The organism is Clostridium algidicarnis (assembly GCF_000703125.1).
GTDB lineage: Bacteria > Bacillota > Clostridia > Clostridiales > Clostridiaceae > Clostridium_L > Clostridium_L algidicarnis.
Window position 1 is genome coordinate 2851415 of record NZ_JNLN01000001.1, and the last position, 19985, is coordinate 2871399.

Consider the following 19985-nt stretch of genomic DNA (forward strand, 5'->3'; position numbering starts at 1 on the left):
TATATTCTAAGCTTATACCTAGTAATCTTAGTCCTCTAAAAAAGTAACTAGTTAATATCCTATTAGATTTTTCAACATATTTCTTCTAAAAATTCTACTTACAGCAGCATAATAAGTAGATTGTATATCATTGCCTTCAGCAAAATATATGTTATATCTTAAACTATTATATTTTTTGAGGCAGCTTATTTTTTTCATTCCATACCCTCTTAATTAGATAAATCAAAACTGACAGAGCAAATAAAATGAGTAATCCAAATACCAGTTTTTTAGTTCCACCAACTAGCATCCCACCAACATAAGAATATATTATAGTTGCTGGTAATTGTCCAATTCCTGTAGCCCAAAAAAATGACCAAAACCCCATTGATGTAAGCCCAGCTGCATAGCTTACTAGGTCAAAAGAAATAAAAGGTAAAAGTCTAGCTATCAATATTGCATACTTGCCATGCTTTTCAAAGAAATCATCTACACTTTCAAGTGCAAATTTGCTAGTTATCTTTTCTACTGCTTCTCTTCCTAGTAATTTGCTAATATAAAAACATAGTACAGCTCCTACCATAGCACTAACCCAAGATAATATTGCACCTTGCCACCACCCAAATAGACCTGCATTAGCAAATGTTATTATAAATGCTGGTAAAGGTGCTGCTATAGATTGAAGTATCATTAATAAAAACGAAATAATTGGAGCCCATATTCCAAAAGATAATATGTAATCTTTTGCCGACTCTACATTAAGCTTCAATAATACACTTACCATATCATCTATGGTGTTTTTAATAGAAGGTATTAAAAAATATAAAGATAGAATCGCTAATATTACTAGAATTTTTATTATTATAGATCTTTTTTTCTTATTCAAAACATTCCCCCGCCTTTTTATTTTATAAAAGAATATAAAAATAAAGAGAAAAGCACAGTTTGTTTTTAATTGTTACTCTCTCTTTACTTTTTAAATTTATATCCCTATGTTTTATTTTTCTAAAAGCTCCTCATATGGCCATGCTGCTTGTCCTTTTTCTAAGATATAAAGTCTATCTTTACTTATCTTTTTCTCCGTTAAATATTTATGTGTATTTTCAGCTCCTCCGCCACCTTTGGGACATACAATAACTATTGGTTTACTACCTTCTAACTTTTCTAATACGTTTTCAAGTTTCTTTTTATCTTCATCACTTTTTACTGGATATGCATAAGTTGGCATAGCTCCTTTGATATGATGCTTATCATATTCTTCTTTAACCTGAATATCTAAAATTATTATATCTTCTTTAGTTTCTATACTCTTTTTTAGTTGTTCTGCAGTGTAATAATTATAATCTTTTTTCGATTCCACTTTATTTGCTTCCGTTTTAGCTTTTGTGCATCCCAATAAACCTATACTTAAAGTCAGTACCATTAATAATGTAGAAATTAGATATTTTTTGTTCCTTTTCATAATTATTCCCCCTATATAATAACAATTTTAGGATATAAAATTCACATCCCTTAAAAATCATATCATAATTTACCTTAAAATACTTGTATCAATGCTAATCTGCTTATATATAATATCTATACAAATCTTAATTCCCATTACTTTTATCAATGCTTAAATTTTATTATATAATAATTAAAAGAGCCTACTTTTTAAATAGGCTCTTTTAATTAACACACTAAATTTTAATGTAAAATTACAATGTAGATACCATAACTGCCTTTATTGTATGCATTCTATTTTCAGCCTCATCAAAGACTACTGAATGCTTACTTCTAAATACTTCATCTGTAACTTCTCTAATATCAAGGTTGTTATTTTCTTTAGTTTCTTTTGCAACCTTAGTTTCAAAGTCGTGGAATGAAGGAAGACAATGCATAAATATAACATCATCATTTTCTGTAGCCTTTAACATATCCATATCAACTTTGTAAGGAGTTAATAGCTTAACTCTTTCTTGTAACTTATCTTCCTCTCCCATAGATACCCATATATCTGTATAAATAACATCTGCGCCCTTTATATCTTTTACATCATCTGTAAGTTCTATAGTTGCACCAGTAGTTTCTCCAATTAATTTACACTTTTCTACTATGCTCTCATCTGGCCATAATTCTTTTGGAGCTAAAGCCATATATTTCATTCCCATTTTTGCACATCCGTACATTAAAGCATATCCCATGTTATTTCTTGCATCACCAACAAAAACCATTTTAACTTTGTTTAAAGGTTTGCTTATATGCTCTTCTATAGTCAAAAGGTCTGCTAAAACTTGAGTTGGATGATCACCATCTGTAAGTCCATTCCACACAGGAACTCCTGAGTGCTTAGCTAAAAGTTCCACTGTTTCTTGCTCATATCCCCTAAATTCCATACCATCATAGAATCTTCCAAGAACCTTTGCAGTATCTTCAATAGACTCTTTTTTACCCATTTGAGAATTACTTAAAAATGTAACATGAGCACCTTCATCAAGTGCAGCGACTTCAAAAGCACATCTAGTTCTAGTAGATGTCTTATCAAAAAGTAACACTATATTTTTTCCTTCTAGTAATTTACCATGAATACCTGCTCTTTTTTTAGACTTTAAGTCCTTAGATAAATCTAATAAATACCTTATTTCTAGTGGTGTGAAATCCAATAATGTTAAAAAACTTTTACCTTTTAAATTAACAGCCATTTTAATACCTCCATATATGTTATTTTTATATTATACATTTTCTCTCCATATAGGCATACTCATGCATCTTGGCCCACCTCTGCCTCTTGAAAGTTCAGAACTTTTCATAGTTAATACTTTTATATTGTTTTTATCAAGTAGCTCGTTTGTCACATAGTTTCTCTCATAAGTAATAACTTTTCCTGGAGCTATAGCTAAAGTGTTAGATCCATCATTCCACTGTTCTCTAGCTGCTGAAATAATATCTCCTCCACCACATCTTATAAGGTCTACTGATGGTAGTTTAAGAACCCTTTTTAAAACTAGATTTAAATCTTCTTTATGTGCTTTAAACAACAAATTTTTGTCCTTATCTTTTGTTATTTCATAAATATTAAGTGGGCCTTCTATTTCAGGGTGAATTGTAAACTTGTCATAATCTACCATAGTAAATACAGTATCTAAGTGCATAAATGCCCTGCAAGAAGGTATTTCTAAAACTAATACTGTTTCAAAACCTGACTCACCATTCAATAAGTTATCTGCTAAAATCTCTATAGCTTTTGGTGATGTTCTTTCACTACATCCTATTGCAAGAACCTTTTTTGATAACACAAGCTGATCTCCACCTTCTAAACTGTAAGGTATATCTTCGTTATACCAAAGTGGAGTATCCTCCTTTTTAATTGAATTATGATTTTCATAAATGTATTTTGAAAATAAACTTTCTCTACCCCTTGCTAATGTATGCATATGATTAATACTTAAGCCCCTTCCAATTGATGTAGATGGATCTCTAGTAAAATATGCATTTGGCATTGGATCTAAATAAAAAGGATATTTATTATCTATTAGTTCCACCAAAGAAGAGGGTTTAGCAATTCTTATTTCATCTTTTCTAACCCCAGCTATTAGTTTATCTACCATTTCTTTTGTATCCATACAAAGTAAGTATTCTTTTAAAGATTCTTTAATTTGATTTGAAGTTATATTACTTTCCTTTAAAAACTTTAACAAAAATTCTTCTTTCACTTTTTGATTTTTCAATGAATCTGCTAATAATTCTTCTAAATAATATACTTTTACACCATTTTCTTTTAAAATGTTTGCAAATCCATCATGTTCTTTTTGTGCTTCTTTAAGATAAGGTATATCGTCAAAAAGTAATCTATCAAGGTATTCTGGTACAAGGTTTTCTATTTCCTTTCCAGGTCTATGCAACATTACTTTCTTTAATTCACCTATTTCAGAAGTTATGTTTATACTTTGAGACAACTTGTACACCTCCATATATTTATTGCATTATACATATTACATTATAGGCTATAACAAGTTTTAGTTAAAATCAAAATTACCCCTTAAAAGCTCATATAAAATGGTAGCTTTCAAAATATTCAATTTATTCGTGCTAACATCTTGCTATATAGTATATACTTTATTATGCTATTCCATACTAGAGTTGTTTTTCTTAATATACTATGTATTATCGCATAAATCCATATTAATATTCACTTACCTTAATTTTTTGTATAACTATGCATATATAGTTTAGCAAAATTTTAAATTATTTTTATTAAAACCTAAATTTCACTTGAAAGTTGTACTATATATTTTTAAAAGGAATATTATATAAATATATCTACTGCAAATATACCATATAAGTCATTTAATCTTCGCCTATGTAGTAGTCGACTATTTCTCCATAAAATACGGTATGATAGTCGCCTTCTAAATAAGTGTTTTTACTTATTTCCTCATCCATTATTTCAGGATTTATATCATGTTTGTAAATGACTTTACACTCAAAATATGCATCACAGCCTTCAATAATAGGTGTATTTAGTTTGTTTGAATCTTTTGATTTTACTCCTGTTAATTTAAACTTATCTATCTCTCTCCCAGAAGTAGATCCAAAGATTCCTAATTGTTTTTTTATATTACTATCTAGAGGTATACTTATTGTAAACTCTCCACTTTTATTTATTAACTCATTTGTAAATCTTGATTTTCTGACATATATAATAAATATAGGTTTTCCAAAAGCAACACCTATATTCCCCCAACTTATAGTCATTGTATTCAAAGTTTCTTCATTCTTACAAGTTAAAAAACCTCCATGTTTATGAAAACTTTTCATAGCTTTATCATTACTTTTTAGACCTTCCATTGTTTATAATTCCTCCTACTTACTTACATATTGTGTATCACCATTATAACATACTTTCAAAAAATAAGAATGTGAAGAAAACCTTCACATTCTTATTAATAATCTTTTATGTTAAATCTTAGTCATATAGAGGAAATCTTTTGCAAAGTTCAATTACTTCTTGTCTAACACTAGAGATATCTTTATCTCTATTTTCTATAACTTCATTTATAAGTTTTGCTATAGTCTTCATATCTTCTTCTTTAAAACCTCGAGTAGTAACCGCAGGTGTTCCTATTCTTATTCCGCTAGTTACAAAAGGACTTAAAGTTTCAAAAGGTATTGTGTTTTTATTTACAGTTATCCCCACTGTATCTAATAACTTTTCTGCATCTTTACCTGTAATATTTTTATTACTTAAATCAAGTAATATTAAATGGTTGTCAGTACCATTAGATACTAATCTAAATCCGTACTTGGTTAATTCTTCTGCTAAAACCTTTGCATTTTTAACCACTTGATTCATATAATCTTTAAATGAATCTTTTAAGGCTTCTTCAAAGCAAACAGCCTTTCCTGCTATAACATGCATCAAAGGTCCGCCTTGCATTCCTGGGAATAAACTCTTATCTATTTCCTTTGCAAATTTTTCTTTACATAATATAGCTCCACCTCTAGGGCCCCTTAAAGTTTTATGAGTTGTAGTAGTTACAAAATCTGCATAAGGAACTGGTGATGGATGAAGTCCCGCTGCAACCAGCCCTGCTATATGAGCCATATCTACCATTAAGTATGCTCCTACTTCATCAGCTATTTCTCTAAATTTTGCAAAGTCAATAATTCTTGGATATGCACTTGCCCCTGCAACTATCATTTTAGGTCTATGTTTTAAAGCCATTTCCCTAACCTTTTTATAATCAATTTGCTCACTATCTTTTTCTACACCATAGGAAACGAAATTAAATAGCTTGCCTGAAAAATTTACTGGGCTACCATGAGTTAAATGTCCACCATGACTTAAATCCATCCCGAGTACAGTATCTCCTGGTTTTAATACTGCAAAGTATACTCCCATATTAGCTTGTGATCCAGAATGAGGTTGTACGTTAGCATGCTCTGCATTAAATAACTTTTTCATTCTATCTCTAGCTAAATCTTCTGCTTTATCAACAACTTCACAACCACCATAATATCTTTTTTGAGGATATCCTTCTGCGTATTTATTTGTTAAAGGTGATCCTACAGCCTCCATTACAGCTCTGCTAGTAAAGTTTTCTGAAGCTATTAACTCTATATTGTATTCTTGCCTCTCCATTTCTTCTTTTATAATATCTAATATTTCCCCATCGTTTTTTTCTAAATATGAAAATTCCATATCAAACACCCCTTTAAATCGTTATTATAATTGAAAAATATCCTTCTAACCCCCATTATAGATTTTAATAGGATAATTTTCAACTATAATTTACAATAAACTCAAAATAATTTTAATATTCTAAACAAACTCTGAGATATTTTTTTTGTGATATAATTAATTTTAATAGAATATGTGAAAGGTCACATAGAAAGTGGTGACATATATGGACGTGAACAAAATTATTTCTATAGCAACTGAAGCTGGACGTATAATGCTTCAAAGTGGTGGAGAAACCTATAGGGTTGAAGAAACTATTTCTAGAATATGTGACTCTTACCTTATAAAAAATTCAGATAGCTATGTAACACCTACAGGTATAATGGTATCAGCTACTGATATATATGGACATAATATTTCTATAGTAAAAAGAATAAAAAATAGAACTATTGACCTAGAAAAAGTATCTCAAGTAAATGATTTATCAAGAAATATTAAATCTAAAGGTATTACTGCTGATGAATTTTTAGAACAACTTAAAGCCATAGAAAAGGAACCTAGATATGGATATAAAATCACCATACTTGCTTCCTCATTTATTGCAGCATTTTTCACACTTATATTTGGTGGAAGCTCTGGTGATTTTGTAGCGTCATTTTTTATTGGCGGTATTATCCAATATATAACAATTTACGGCTCTAAACTAGACATAAACAGCTTTTTTATAAATATAATTGGTGGTATGTTGTCCTCAATATTAGCTATATTATTTGTTACCCTAGGTATTTCATCCAGTATAGACAAAATAATTATAGGTTCTATAATGCTTTTAGTACCTGGCATAGCCATAACCAATGCTGTACGGGATACTATAGCTGGGGACTTGGTAGCAGGTCTTGCACGTTCTGCTGAGGCCATGTTAATAGCAGTTGGGATAGCAGTTGGATCAGGTATTGTTCTAAGTTTTTGGTTTTTATATGGCGGAGGTTTTTTAATATGATATTAAAAATAATTTATTCTTTTATAACAACTTTAGGATTTGGCATATTATTCAATATAAAAGGCAAAAAATTAATATTTGCATCTATTGGGGGATCCATAAGTTTATTTTTTTACCTCTTGTTTTTAAAATTTAATTTTTCAGATTTATCATCTTTATTCTTTAGTACTATTATTTTTAGTGTATACTCGGAAATATTAGCTAGAGTTTTAAAGACTCCCGTAACTACTTTTACAATTTGCGCATTAATACCTTTAGTTCCTGGAGGGGGAATGTATTATACTATGTTAGAGTCTATACAAGGAAATGTAGAACAATCTTTAAAAATTGGCATTGATACCTTATCCAAAGCTGGAGCATTAGCTATTGGAATTGTTTTTGTTTCTTCTATATCAAAATTTATACGTGCACGAAACTTTAAGAACTTAAAAGATACAAAGGATTCTTAATACTTATATCTTTATACTTGTGTCTTTTAAATTCTTACTACTCTTACATACTATTAAATCTATTACATGAGTTTATTTATAAAATTAGAGGGCAGATTTTTATCCGCCCTCTAATTTGTAATATAATAGCCCACTTGATATTAATTGTAAAAGGTCCTTAGATCTTCTTGCTTATTTCAAAAACATCAAGAGTGTACTTACTAAGTTTTCTACCTTTTCATTATTTTCCTTAGTTTCTTCTAAATCCATGCAATTTATAGCATAATTTTCTAGCATAAGTCCACCCACCTTATTTATTGCTGCTCTAACCGCAGCAATTTGTACTAACATATCCTTACAGCAAGCTTCCTTTTCCACCATATTCTGTATTCCTTTTACTTGTCCTTCAATTCTTCTTAATCTTACATATATATCCTTTTTTAAATCATCACTTCTATCTTCCATGAAATCACTCCTCATACATACCTATACCCCGTATAGTCAATTTATTATAACATCAATTTTGCACTATATCAATAACAAAAAATAAACCCTATTTTGCAGTTTAATGTTTTCCATTAATCAATGATACAAAATAGGGTTTTAATTTAAAGTTATTTATTTAATTAATTCGATTCCAAGTTCCTTAAGTTGCTTTAAATCTACCACATTTGGCGCTTCTGTAAGTGGACAGAACGCATTTTGATTTTTAGGAAACGCAATAACATCTTTTATATTATCTGTTCCTGCCATAAACATAACTATTCTATCAAGGCCAAAAGCTAATCCACCATGAGGTGGTGGTCCAAATTTAAAGGCCTCTAATAAGAATCCAAATCTTTCCCATGCACTTTCGCTGGTAAATCCTAAAACATTAAACATTCTTTCTTGAAGTTTAGAGTCATGTATTCTTATACTTCCCCCACCTAATTCTTCTCCATTAAGAACCATATCATAAGCCTTAGCTCTAACTCTACCTGGATCTGATTCTAGATACTTTATATCCTCATCCATTGGAGATGTGAATGGGTGGTGTGCTGCCTGAAATCTATTTTCTTCTTCGTTATATTCTACAAGTGGAAACTCTGTAACCCATGAAAAGTTAAATTCTTTATTACCTTTTAAAATTTCAAGTTTTTTAGCAATTTCTAATCTTAAAGCTCCTAAAGCTTGAAATACCACCGAGTTTTTATCTGCTACAATTAATATTAAATCTCCAGGTTTTCCTTCTACAGATTCTATTATTCCATTTAATTCATCTTCACTTAAGAATTTAGCTATTGGAGATTTTATTTCTTCACCCTTTAAAGATATCCATGCAAGTCCTTTTGCCTTATAAGTCTTTACGAACTCGCCTAATCTATCTATATCTTTTCTTCCCATAGAAGATCCGCCTTTTACGCAAAGAGCTCTTGCTGAACCTTTTATTTCCAGAGCATCTCTAAACACTTTAAACTCTGAATCTTTTACTACTGAACTTATATCTTTTATTTCCATGCCAAATCTTAAATCTGGCTTATCTGATCCGTATCTTTCCATAGCTTCCTTGTATGTAAGTCTTTTAAAAGGTCTTTTTACTTCTACATCTAAAACTTCCTTAAAAACACTTGCTATTAACCTTTCATTTAGTGTCATAACATCATCTGCTTCAACAAATGACATCTCAAGATCTACTTGGGTAAATTCAGGTTGCCTATTGGATCTTAAATCTTCATCTCTAAAACACTTAACTATTTGAAAATATCTGTCAAAGCCTGACACCATCAATAATTGCTTAAATAACTGTGGTGATTGAGGTAATGCATAAAACATACCTTCATAGTTTCTACTAGGTACTAGGTAGTCTCTTGCACCTTCTGGAGTGCTTTTAGTAAGCATTGGAGTTTCTATTTCTAAAAATCCTTCTTTATCTAAAAAGTCTCTTATAGCTTTAGACGCCTTATGTCTTATATAAAATATATTTTGCATATCAGGTCTTCTAAGATCTAAGTATCTATACTTTAATCTTATAGATTCTGCAGCATCTAAATTTTCTTTTATATATATAGGCGGTGTTTCTGATTCAGATAATATCTTTATTGTTTCTACATTAAGTTCCACCATTCCTGTAGGCATATTTACATTTATTGATTCTCTTTTTACAACTACTCCTGTTACTGCAATGCAATATTCTGGTCTTATGGCATTTCCTTTTATAGATACTTCCTCAGCTACATCTTCCTTGAAAACCACCTGAAGCATGCCTGTTCTATCTCTAAGGTCCATAAAAAGTAGTCCACCTAAATTTCTCTTCCTTTGAACCCATCCCATAACAGTAATAGTTTCACCTATATTTTCTTCTCTTAACTCTCCACACATTTTTGTGCGTTTAAGTCCATTTAAAGCCTCGCTCATTATATTTCCTCCTACTGTAAGTTATTTTTCATTGTGTCAATAATTTCAGCTATATTGTTTAAATCTACATTAAATTGTTCACCATCACTCATTCTTTTAATCTTAACTTTATTTTCTTTAAGTTCATTTTCTCCAAGTATCATTGTATACTCAGCACCCATTTTATTAGCATATCTCATCTGAGCTTTTACGCTTCTTTTTAGATGATCACATTCGGCTTTAATACCTTCTTGTCTTAATTTATAGGTTATTTTATATGCTTCTAAATTTGCCTTTTCTCCAATGGATCCTGCATATATATTAATAAGCACGGGTTTTGGTATTTCTATCCCCTCTTCATCTAATGTCATAAGTAATCTTTCCATACCCATTCCAAAACCTACTGCTGGCATCTTTGGACCATCAATTTGTTCTATCAAATAGTCATAACGTCCTCCACCACATACAGTGATATTATCATTTACAATTTCAAATACTGTTTTGCTATAATAATCAAGCCCTCTTACTATATAAGGGTCTATTTCATACTTTATACCTACAGCCTCTAAGTGAAGCTTTAGGTCCTCAAAATGTATTTTGCATTCATCACAAATATAATCTAATATAACAGGAGCATTCTTTGTTATTGCTTTGCAACTTTCTTCTTTGCAATCTAGAATTCTCATAGGATTCCTGCTATAACGTGTCTTACAGGTATCACATAACTCATTAAAGTTTTCTTCTAAGAATTCTTTTAAGAATTCATTATATTTTTCCCTACAAACTGGACATCCTATACTATTTATTTTGAGCTTTAATCCTTTTATACCAAAGTTTTCATAAGCATTCATAGCAATACTTATAATTTCAGCATCCAATGATGCTCCTGATACTCCAAAGGCTTCAACGCCAAATTGATGATGTTGTCTAAGTCTTCCTTTTTGTACATTTTCATATCTAAATACAGGAGTAAAATAATACATCTTTGTAGGTTGAGTTTCACTGTATAATGCATTTTCTATAAATGCTCTTACAGCAGGCGCAGTACCTTCAGGTTTTAGTGTTATACTTCTTTTAGCCTTATCCTCGAAGGTATACATCTCTTTTTGAACTACATCTGTGGTTTCTCCAACACCCCTTGTAAAAAGTTCTGTATGTTCAAATATAGGTGTTCTTATCTCTCTATAACCATAATTTTCTGCTATATTTGAAAGAATATCTGCTATATAGTGCCACTTATATGCATCCTGTGGCAACATATCCTTTGTTCCTTTTGGTGCCTTTATACTTATAGCCAATTAACTTCACATCCTTACATAAAACTTAAATTTATTAAAATCACACTTTATAATATATATTTATTATTTATATAGGGTTTCTAATAAAGCTTTCTTTTTTTCTATAACTTCATCAATTCTCTTTATATATTCCCCTACATCTTTTATGTTTGCAAATCTTTCAATTCTATTTTCATCTAAAAATACTACCTTCGAAACAGCATCTGCTCCTAAAGCAATTATAGTCTGTCTTTCTTCAATGATTTGCATGTTATATATGCATTCTTTACCCAAAACGCTGTAACCTATATTTTCCATATTACAAGGCATGTTTTTTTGCCTATACATATAATATGGTTCCATATTCAAGTCCTCTGCTATATTCTTTGCCCCATCATACATTTTTGTAATTTCATCTTGATTTGCAAGTTCATAGTTTTTATTTAATTTTAGATCTTCATATAGCTTTGAAGCTCTTTTTACTGAAAGTCCATGAACAGTTATACTTTCAGGTGCTATATCTTTTATAACATCTAAAGTATGATTAACATCATCTGACTTTTCACCTGGTAAGCCTAAAATTATATCCATATTTATATTATTAAACCCTAAATTTCTAGCCATATTAAATTTATCTATAACATCTTCCACAGAGTGATTTCGTCCTATAATCTTAAGTGTATTATCGTTCATTGTTTGAGGATTTATACTAATCCTATCCACTAAATAGCTTTTCATAGTTTGTAACTTATTTTTTGTTATAGAATCTGGCCTTCCACATTCAACAGTAAATTCTGTTACCTTAAAATCCTTAATTAAATTTTCATATATATTTTTCATTACATATTCGAAATCAGAATCTCCAACTGCTGTAGGTGTTCCTCCACCAAAATAGATGGTATTAATATTAAGATTTTTCAACTTTATAAAATGGGATAATTCTTTTATTTCCTTTATCAAAGCGTTTATATAGGGCTCTACTAAGCTTTTATTCCCTGATATAGGGTTAGATGCAAATGAGCAGTACAAGCATCTAGTAGGACAAAACGGCATGCCTAAGTATATGCTAATATTGTTCTTATCCATATTTATGAAGTTTTTCTCGTGCTTTGCAACCTTTATGCAAAGTTTAACCTTATTTTCTTTAACCAAATATTTATGATTGAAATATTCAATTATTTCTTCTTCTGAATATCCTTGTTTAACTAAATTTAATGCTATTTTACTAGGTCTAATTCCTATTAATGTACCCCACGGTAATTCTGTTGAATATAATTTGCTAAAATAAAGATAAATATATCTTTTTATCTGATTCTTTTTACTATCCTCTTCATTAAACTCAAAGTTTTTAGTGAAGTCTTTACCTGATATTTCTATAAACCTTTCTTCTATATCTATACAAAAATCTTTCTCTATTTTAGAAAGTTTAATTTCTTCTATTTTAGAGAAGGTAATTTCTTCTAGACTGTGAAACAAACTCACAATTTGATAAACTTCATATCTATAATTCATATCATTTAGTTTTATATTAACACTCATAATTACTCCTATCCATATTATAAAAATGGATTACTTTTCTTTTCTATTCCAATGCTAGATTTTGGGCCATGACCTGGATAAACTATTGTCTCTTCTTTTAATACCATTAATTTAGCCTTTATACTATCTATTATAGTTTGAAAGTCTCCTCCAGTTAAATCTGTTCTTCCTATGGATCCCGCAAAAAGGGTGTCTCCTGTAAAAACTTTATCTTCTACTAAAAAGCTCACTCCCCCCGGAGTATGCCCTGGTGTTTCTAAAACTATTATTTTCTTGTCACCAAAACATATAGTATCTCCGTCTTTTAATAGAAAATCAACCTCTTCATGATTTTCAAATTCTCCAAACATATAGGCTCCATTAATCATTAATTCTTCATCCCTTTGGTTTATACCTACTTTACAGTTATATTTCTCTTTAAGCTTTATAACTCCACCGGTATGATCTACATGTCCATGAGTGAGTAAAATATATTTTATCTTAGCACCTATTTGTTCTATTGATGACATAATATCATCCTCATCTCCACCTGGATCTAAAATCACAGCTTCCTTAGTAGATTCATCCATAATTACATAACAGTTAGCAGCATAAACTCCTGCAGGTATTCTTTTTATTATCATCTATAATCAACTCCTTTTTAAAAAGTCTTTTTACTTTCTAATATTAAAGTAACAGGTCCATCATTTTCAATAGATACTTTCATATCTGCTCCAAAAATTCCAGTACCAACATTTAAATCTTCCTCTTTAAAAAGAGAAATAAAGTATTCATATAATTCTTCTGCTTCTTTTCCCGGTAATGCCTTAATAAAACTAGGCCTTCTCCCTCTTGTACAATCTCCATACAAAGTAAATTGAGAAATTATAATAATATCTCCCTTAACATCCATTAATGATTTATTAAGCTTACCATTCTCATCTTCAAAAATTCTAAGGTTAAAAATTTTATTTTTTAAGTATTTTGCATCCTCTATAGTATCATCTACTGAAATACCTAGTAGTACATTAAGTCCCCTATCAATACTTGATATGGTTTTTCCGTCTATAGCTACACTAGAATTTATTACTCTTTGAACTACAGCTTTCAATGCATTCACATCCTTAATATTTTTTTCTATATACCTCAATAACTCCTTGTATTTTTTTAACTCTTTTCATAAATTCCTTAAGCTGTTCAATATCATTTATTTTTAATCTTATATTTATAGTTGCTATATTTCCTTTAATGGATTTAGCATTAATTGCATGCAAATTCATTTTAGATTCTACAATTACAAGCATAACATCTGTTAATAAACCACTTCTATCTTCAGCTTTTAGTTGTATATCTGATATATATCCATCAACTCTATTATTTCCCCATTCTACTTCTATAAACTTTCCATCATCATCCGAATCCATGTTTTGTATATTTTTACAATCTGACCTATGCACTGATATTCCTCTACCTTTAGTTATATAACCTATTATATCGTCACCTGGAACTGGACTACAGCATTTAGCAAAACGTACCAATACATTAGTAAGTCCTTTTACAGTTATTCCATAACCTTTATCATTTCTAGATTTTTCATCATGATGACTTATATCATCCTCTGTGATTTTTGATTGTAAACTTTCTAAAGCGCTACTGTTATTACTAGAAGTTCCTTCTTTTAATTTTATAACTATAGTAGAAGGTACCACTGCCCCCATGCCAACAGCTGCAAATAAATCATCTATATTATTAAAATTATATTTTTTTAAAACCTTATCAAAAATTTCACCTTTAGCAATTTCGCCAAAATTATATCCTTGTTTTTTAGATTCTTTTTCAAGTATCTCTTTACCTTTTGATGCATTTTCTTCTCTTTTTTCTTTTTTAAACCATGCTCTTATTTTACTTTTTGCTTGATTACTTTTTGCTATGTTCAGCCAATCGATACTAGGTCCCTTAGGTGTAGCTGAAGTTAAAACCTCAACTATCTCACCGGTTTTAAGTTTATAATCAAGTGGTACCATATTTCCATTTACCTTAGATCCTATACACTTATTGCCTATATCTGTATGAATTCTATAAGCAAAATCTATAGGTGTTGAATCATAAGGTAAGTTTATCACTTTACCTTTAGGTGTAAATACAAAAACTTCATCTGAAAATAAATCTATTTTAAACCCTTCCATAAATTCTTCTGCATCTGAAGTTTCTTTTTGCCATTCCAACATATCTCGAAGCCAAGAAAATTTTGAATCTGAGTCCCCACCCTCACCTTGACCTTTATCTCCCTCTTTGTACTTCCAATGAGCTGCTATACCATATTCTGCAGTCTTATGCATTTCGAAGGTTCTTATTTGTATTTCAAAAGTTTTTCCTTGAGGTCCTATTACTGTTGTATGAAGAGATTGATACATATTAGGTTTAGGCATAGCTATATAATCTTTAAATCTTCCTGGTATGGGTTTATATACCGTGTGAACTATACCTAAAACCGCATAGCAATCTTTTATATTATCTACGAGTATTCTTATAGCTGTTAAATCAAATATTTGATCAATAGTTTTATTTTTATTAACCATCTTTCTGTATATACTATAAAAATGTTTTGGTCTTCCTTCAATATCTGATTCAATAGATGCATTTTCTAGCCTATTACTAAGATCCGATATTATAGTACTAATGTACTCTTCTCTTTCAATTCTCTTTTCAGCTATACGTCTAACTAAATCATAATATTCATTAGGATTTATATATCTAAATGCTAAATCCTCTAATTCCCACTTTATTTTAAACATTCCAAGTCTATGGGCTAATGGTGCATATATATCAAAGGTTTCTTTCGCCTTTTCTTTTTGTTTTTCTACAGGCATATATCTAAGTGTACGCATATTATGCAATCTGTCTGCTAGTTTTATGAGGATAACTCTTATGTCTTTTGTCATAGCAAGAAGCATTTTTCTTACATTGTCAGCTTGTTGCTCTTCTTTAGTTTTATATTTTATTTTTCCAAGCTTTGTGACACCGTCTACCAATATCGCTACTTCTTTATTAAATTCTCTTTCAATATCTTCAAAACTATAGTCTGTATCTTCTATAACATCATGAAGGAGTCCAGCTGCTATAGTATTATCATCCATACCAAGGTCTGCCAAAATGCATGCAACCTCAATAGGATGAACTATATAAGGTTCACCTGATTCTCTCCTTTGCTTTTCATGAGCATAATTAGCCAAATTATAAGCCTTTTCTATAAATTCCTTATCTACCTTATTACAATTTTTATCGATTTTCCTCATTAACTTTTCTAGCATTGGATTACTCTCCTCTAAAAAACTTTCATTATATTTATCATTAGGTATAAAGCCAATGGCTGGTTATATAACCAGCCATTGTTTTTAATAATTATATATTATATATTAATATTTTTCAATGAAGTTATATATCATATTTTACTAAAGACATAACATCGTAACCTTTAAGCTTATCTTTTCCTTTTAAATCTGTAAGTTCAATTACAAAATCTATGGCCTGTACTTTTCCACCCGTATTTTCTACCAATTTAGCTACAGAACATATAGTGCCACCTGTAGCAAGTAAATCATCTATTATTGCCACTCTTTGTCCCGGCTTTATAGCATCTTTATGAATTTGTAATATATCACTTCCATATTCTAAGTTATACTCTTCGCTTATAGTTTCATAAGGTAATTTTCCTTTTTTCCTAATAGGTACAAATCCAACTCCTAAAGCATAAGCAACCGGAACTCCAAATATAAATCCTCTAGCTTCAGGGCCTACTATAACATCAATATTTTTGTCTCTTAGATGATCTACAATACTATCTATTGTGATTTTTAAAGATTCACCATCACCTATCAACGTTGTTATATCCTTAAAGCTTATACCTTCTTTTGGAAAATTTTCTATTACCCTTATTTTTTCTTTAAAGTTCATCTTATTACCCCTCCACAAATCAAAAAATGTTATGCATTTAAAATGCTATTGTTTACCTCTTTACTTAAATACTTTGATATTTGTATAGCTCTGTATGGTTCCTCTGTAGTTAAAAGTTCTACAACAATTCTAGCATTATCCATTCTCCCTATAGCGTTTAAAGTTGGTGTTAATAAAAAGACTATCTTTGTTAAATTTTCTTTGTTAAATTCTCTAATATTATGATATTTTAATAACGCCTTTAACCCATAATTATTTGTATGAGTAAGGTATTTTAATCCAGCTTCATATATTATTTTATTTTCGCCTTTAATTTCTTTACCTGAAGCTATTGTTCCAAGCATAACTAGGTCTATGTACTTATTTATACTTTTCATATTATAATAACTTGCTATAGCTTGGCATAGCTTAAAAACCACTCCACAATTAGAAAGATTCCTTTCTTTATAATTAGAGTGCCTTAAATTAGGATTTAGCACTAAGAAGCAATCATAATCATTTTCCGGTCTATTATCTGCGATAATAATATCAAGTTCCATATTTTTGCACCATAATTCTTGTTCTTTAGACTCAACTAAGCAACCTACTGATATTAAAACGTCTGCCCCTAAAAATTTTATGTGGTTTTTTATAACTTCACTGTCTAATTTACAGTTTTCACTAATATCTTCTGAAATATAATATTCTACATCTGCATTTAAATATTTTAAAACTAACAGTAATAAGGATACCCCAAATATACTATCTAATTCTGAAGAACCATATACTACTATTTTTTGTCGCTCATTAATGGCATTTACTAACCTATCAATGGTAAACTTCATATCATTAAACATAAATGGATCATATTCATACCATTGTTTCGAGCTATATATATTCTCTCCATTTTTGTGCATATCTAAACTCCTCCAAATTACTTAGAAACTAATTATAGTTGAATCTTTTCAATTATACAAACTACTTTATCCGATGGCTACCATCCGTAACATTCCTCTCTTCAAGGTGTGGGATGATGGCTGCTATGCCCCTGGATAAGTTCTTCTAAGACTCACTTGATGTAAAAAACAACATAAATCTTCAACTAGCATTGAAGATTTATGCTTATAAATTTTATTTATGATTAATATTATTTATTAAATTTTCTTTTAAATACTACCCATAGAGGGCTTGCAATGAAAATTGAAGAATAAGATCCCCAAAGTATTCCTACAGTTATAGGGAAGGTAAATTCTCTAACTGCTGGCACAAATATATAAACACTAACTATTGTTATTAAAGTAGTTAAAACTGTATTAATTGATCTAGTAAGTGTTTGAGTTATACTTGCATTAGCAACCTCTCCAATATCTTTTCTTCTCATAATTTTAAGATTTTCTCTTATTCTATCAAATATTACAATGGTATCATTTATTGAATATCCTACTATTGTAAGAATTGCTGCTATAAATGGGGAATTTACAGGCAACTTAAATAATGAATAAATTCCAAGAGTTATAATAACATCATGTAAAAGAGCCAATATAGCTGCTAGTGCAAAACTAATTTCAAATCTTATTCTTACATAAATAAGCATTCCAAGAGTTGCTACCATTAAAGCTATTATAGATTTTTTAGTAAGTTCTTTACCTATAGATGCACCTATTTCTTCTTGAGATACTAATGCACTACTTTCTAAAGAGTACTTATCTTTTATTTCTTTAAACATTTCTGAAACCTTTTCCGAATCCAAGTTGTTACTTTTTATTTCTAACTGACTGCCTTCTATCTTGGTTGTAACTGCATCATTAGCATATTTTTTTATTATTTCTTCCTCAACCTCTATCTTAGAAAAATCTTTTCCAAAATCAATTAAAACCTTTGTACCACCCTTAAAATCTATACCAAAATTTAGTCCATTAATAGCTAAAGAAAATATACTTATAACTATTAACACTATAGATATAGAAAACCATATCTTACTCTTTTCTACTATCTTAAGCACTAATACTACCCCCTCTTTACACCAAATCTAGATGGTTTACTTAGCATTCCCATGTTAAAAGCTAAATTCACTAATAATCTAGTAATTGTTATTGCAGTAAACATGCTTAAAATAACACCTACCATAAGAGTTAATGCAAAGCCTTTTACTGCACCTGATCCCAAATAATAAAGTACAATTCCTGCAATTATTGTAGTTATATTTGAGTCTAGAATAGAAGAAAGCGCTCTATTAAATCCTGAGTCTATAGATGATTTTATTGATTTTCCTGTCTTTAATTCTTCCTTTATCCTCTCAAATATGAGGACATTTGCATCTACTGCCATCCCTATGGTTAATAAGAATCCTGCAATGCCGGGTAGTGTAAGTACTGAACCTATATATGTGAATGCATATAATACCAGTAAAATATATAATGTTAATGCAATATCTGCTAAAAGTCCTGGAACCCTATAATATAAAATCATAAATAAAAATACTAAGGATATCCCAACTAATCCTGCTTTTAAGCTACTTGGTATGGCTGTAGCACCTAATGTAGGGCCAACAGTCTTTATAGATACTGTTTTAAGCGGAACAGGAAGTGCTCCTGATTGAATTACTCCTGCAAGTTTTTTAGCCTCATCATAATTTCTATTACCTGTAATGGTAGCCTTTCCATCACTTATAATACTTTGCACCTGAGGATCTGTTAATTTTTCTTCATCCATGTATATAGTTATATTTTGGTGTAAGTATTTTTCTGTAGCCTCTGCAAATTTTTTAGTTCCATCCTCATTTAGTTCAAGGCTTACTATGTTTTGACCCTTATCGTCTACAAAAGCTGTAGCCTTTTTTACATCCTTGCCTGTAAGAATAGTATCATTTTCTGGTCCAACGAACTTTAAGTCTCCAGTTTTTGTAAGTGTATCTACAATAGACTTTGAATCAAAACTTCCTGGTATATCTACTCTTATCCTGTTATTTCCTTCTGTACTTAAAGAAGTTTCTCCTACACCTAACTTATTTACTCTCATTGAAAGTAATTCTTTAGTTATTTCTAAATCTTCATTTGATACCTTCTCTTCAGACGCAACTTCTTGCAGTACCGATACTCCACCTTGTAAATCTAATCCCTTTGTTATGACTTTATCAAATGACTTAAATTCATAACTTCCAATATTCAAACCAAAGGCTCCAGCATAACCTAAAAATCCAACGACTAAGGCTATTGCTATAAACAAAATAGTACTTTTACCTTTTAACTTCATGTTTATCCCCCTCGCTAAATGCTGATAGGCTTAATTATATCCTTTAGGATATTATTAGTCAATAA

20 protein-coding genes are annotated in these 19985 nt (G+C 30.1%); 2 read left to right on the forward strand and 18 right to left on the reverse strand.

The features are described 5' to 3' along the window. Positions 1-51: 51 nt before the first annotated feature. The 7 genes from BV55_RS15625 to BV55_RS0113705 all read right to left on the reverse strand — a co-directional run bounded on the left by BV55_RS15625 (position 52) and on the right by BV55_RS0113705 (position 6160). Positions 52-198 (reverse strand): hypothetical protein, encoded by a 147-nt coding sequence (locus BV55_RS15625; protein WP_157469672.1) that lies wholly within the window; start codon positions 196-198, stop codon positions 52-54. Beyond that, positions 167-865 carry a TVP38/TMEM64 family protein gene (locus tag BV55_RS0113680; RefSeq protein ID WP_029453372.1) on the reverse strand — a complete coding sequence of 233 codons (699 nt, stop codon included), beginning with the start codon at positions 863-865 and terminating at the stop codon, positions 167-169. The genes BV55_RS15625 and BV55_RS0113680 overlap by 32 nt, the downstream gene beginning before the upstream one ends. A gap of 111 nt (positions 866-976) precedes the next feature. After that, a complete protein-coding gene (locus tag BV55_RS0113685) occupies positions 977-1441 on the reverse strand; it encodes a rhodanese-like domain-containing protein (RefSeq protein ID WP_029453373.1) in 465 nt (154 codons plus the stop codon). Between the two features lie 235 nt (positions 1442-1676). Next, positions 1677-2660, reverse strand: coding sequence for an ornithine carbamoyltransferase (gene argF / locus BV55_RS0113690; protein ID WP_029453374.1), 984 nt, complete (start codon positions 2658-2660; stop codon positions 1677-1679). Between the two features lie 30 nt (positions 2661-2690). After that, entirely contained in the window at positions 2691-3914 is a 1224-nt protein-coding gene (gene arcA, locus BV55_RS0113695) for an arginine deiminase (RefSeq protein WP_029453375.1), read from the reverse strand. Between the two features lie 391 nt (positions 3915-4305). After that, complete coding sequence (locus BV55_RS0113700; protein ID WP_029453376.1) at positions 4306-4806, reverse strand: flavin reductase family protein; 501 nt, start codon at positions 4804-4806, stop codon at positions 4306-4308. 118 nt (positions 4807-4924) lie between these two features. Further along, positions 4925-6160, reverse strand: a complete 1236-nt coding sequence (locus BV55_RS0113705) for a serine hydroxymethyltransferase (RefSeq protein ID WP_029453377.1) — start codon at positions 6158-6160, stop codon at positions 4925-4927. 205 nt (positions 6161-6365) lie between these two features. Here BV55_RS0113705 and BV55_RS0113710 point away from each other — a divergent pair, with 205 nt between their 5' ends. Continuing rightward, a complete protein-coding gene (locus tag BV55_RS0113710; RefSeq protein ID WP_029453378.1) occupies positions 6366-7139 on the forward strand; it encodes a threonine/serine exporter family protein in 774 nt (257 codons plus the stop codon). After that, complete coding sequence (locus tag BV55_RS0113715) at positions 7136-7588, forward strand: threonine/serine exporter family protein (protein WP_029453379.1); 453 nt, start codon at positions 7136-7138, stop codon at positions 7586-7588. Before BV55_RS0113710 ends, BV55_RS0113715 begins: the two co-directional genes overlap by 4 nt. Before the next feature lie 171 nt (positions 7589-7759). Here the strand turns inward: BV55_RS0113715 and BV55_RS0113720 are convergent, their stop codons facing one another. The 11 genes from BV55_RS0113720 to secD form a co-directional block, all read right to left on the reverse strand. After that, entirely contained in the window at positions 7760-8032 is a 273-nt protein-coding gene (locus BV55_RS0113720) for a metal-sensitive transcriptional regulator (RefSeq protein ID WP_029453380.1), read from the reverse strand. Positions 8033-8185: 153 nt separating this feature from the next. After that, positions 8186-9961, reverse strand: coding sequence for an aspartate--tRNA ligase (aspS, locus tag BV55_RS0113725; protein ID WP_029453381.1), 1776 nt, complete (start codon positions 9959-9961; stop codon positions 8186-8188). Positions 9962-9972: 11 nt separating this feature from the next. Further along, on the reverse strand, positions 9973-11232 hold the full coding sequence (gene hisS / locus BV55_RS0113730) for a histidine--tRNA ligase (protein ID WP_029453382.1): 1260 nt from the start codon (positions 11230-11232) through the stop codon (positions 9973-9975). Between the two features lie 69 nt (positions 11233-11301). Continuing rightward, positions 11302-12756 carry a coproporphyrinogen III oxidase gene (locus BV55_RS0113735; RefSeq protein WP_029453383.1) on the reverse strand — a complete coding sequence of 485 codons (1455 nt, stop codon included), beginning with the start codon at positions 12754-12756 and terminating at the stop codon, positions 11302-11304. A 17-nt stretch (positions 12757-12773) separates the two neighbouring features. Further along, positions 12774-13379 (reverse strand): MBL fold metallo-hydrolase, encoded by a 606-nt coding sequence (locus BV55_RS0113740; protein ID WP_029453384.1) that lies wholly within the window; start codon positions 13377-13379, stop codon positions 12774-12776. A 17-nt stretch (positions 13380-13396) separates the two neighbouring features. Then, positions 13397-13846: a D-aminoacyl-tRNA deacylase gene (gene dtd / locus BV55_RS0113745; RefSeq protein WP_029453385.1), complete on the reverse strand. Its 450-nt coding sequence runs from the start codon at positions 13844-13846 to the stop codon at positions 13397-13399. A gap of 13 nt (positions 13847-13859) precedes the next feature. After that, positions 13860-16046, reverse strand: a complete 2187-nt coding sequence (locus BV55_RS0113750) for a RelA/SpoT family protein (protein WP_029453386.1) — start codon at positions 16044-16046, stop codon at positions 13860-13862. Between the two features lie 124 nt (positions 16047-16170). Continuing rightward, positions 16171-16689, reverse strand: a complete 519-nt coding sequence (locus BV55_RS0113755; protein WP_029453387.1) for an adenine phosphoribosyltransferase — start codon at positions 16687-16689, stop codon at positions 16171-16173. A gap of 29 nt (positions 16690-16718) precedes the next feature. Further along, on the reverse strand, positions 16719-17585 hold the full coding sequence (locus tag BV55_RS0113760; protein ID WP_029453388.1) for a DHH family phosphoesterase: 867 nt from the start codon (positions 17583-17585) through the stop codon (positions 16719-16721). A 230-nt stretch (positions 17586-17815) separates the two neighbouring features. Further along, the gene (gene secF / locus BV55_RS15740; protein WP_029453389.1) at positions 17816-18670 is read right to left on the reverse strand and encodes a protein translocase subunit SecF; all 855 of its coding nucleotides are present in this window, start codon (positions 18668-18670) and stop codon (positions 17816-17818) included. A gap of 5 nt (positions 18671-18675) precedes the next feature. Then, entirely contained in the window at positions 18676-19920 is a 1245-nt protein-coding gene (gene secD / locus BV55_RS15745) for a protein translocase subunit SecD (protein WP_029453390.1), read from the reverse strand. Positions 19921-19985 lie beyond the last annotated feature (65 nt).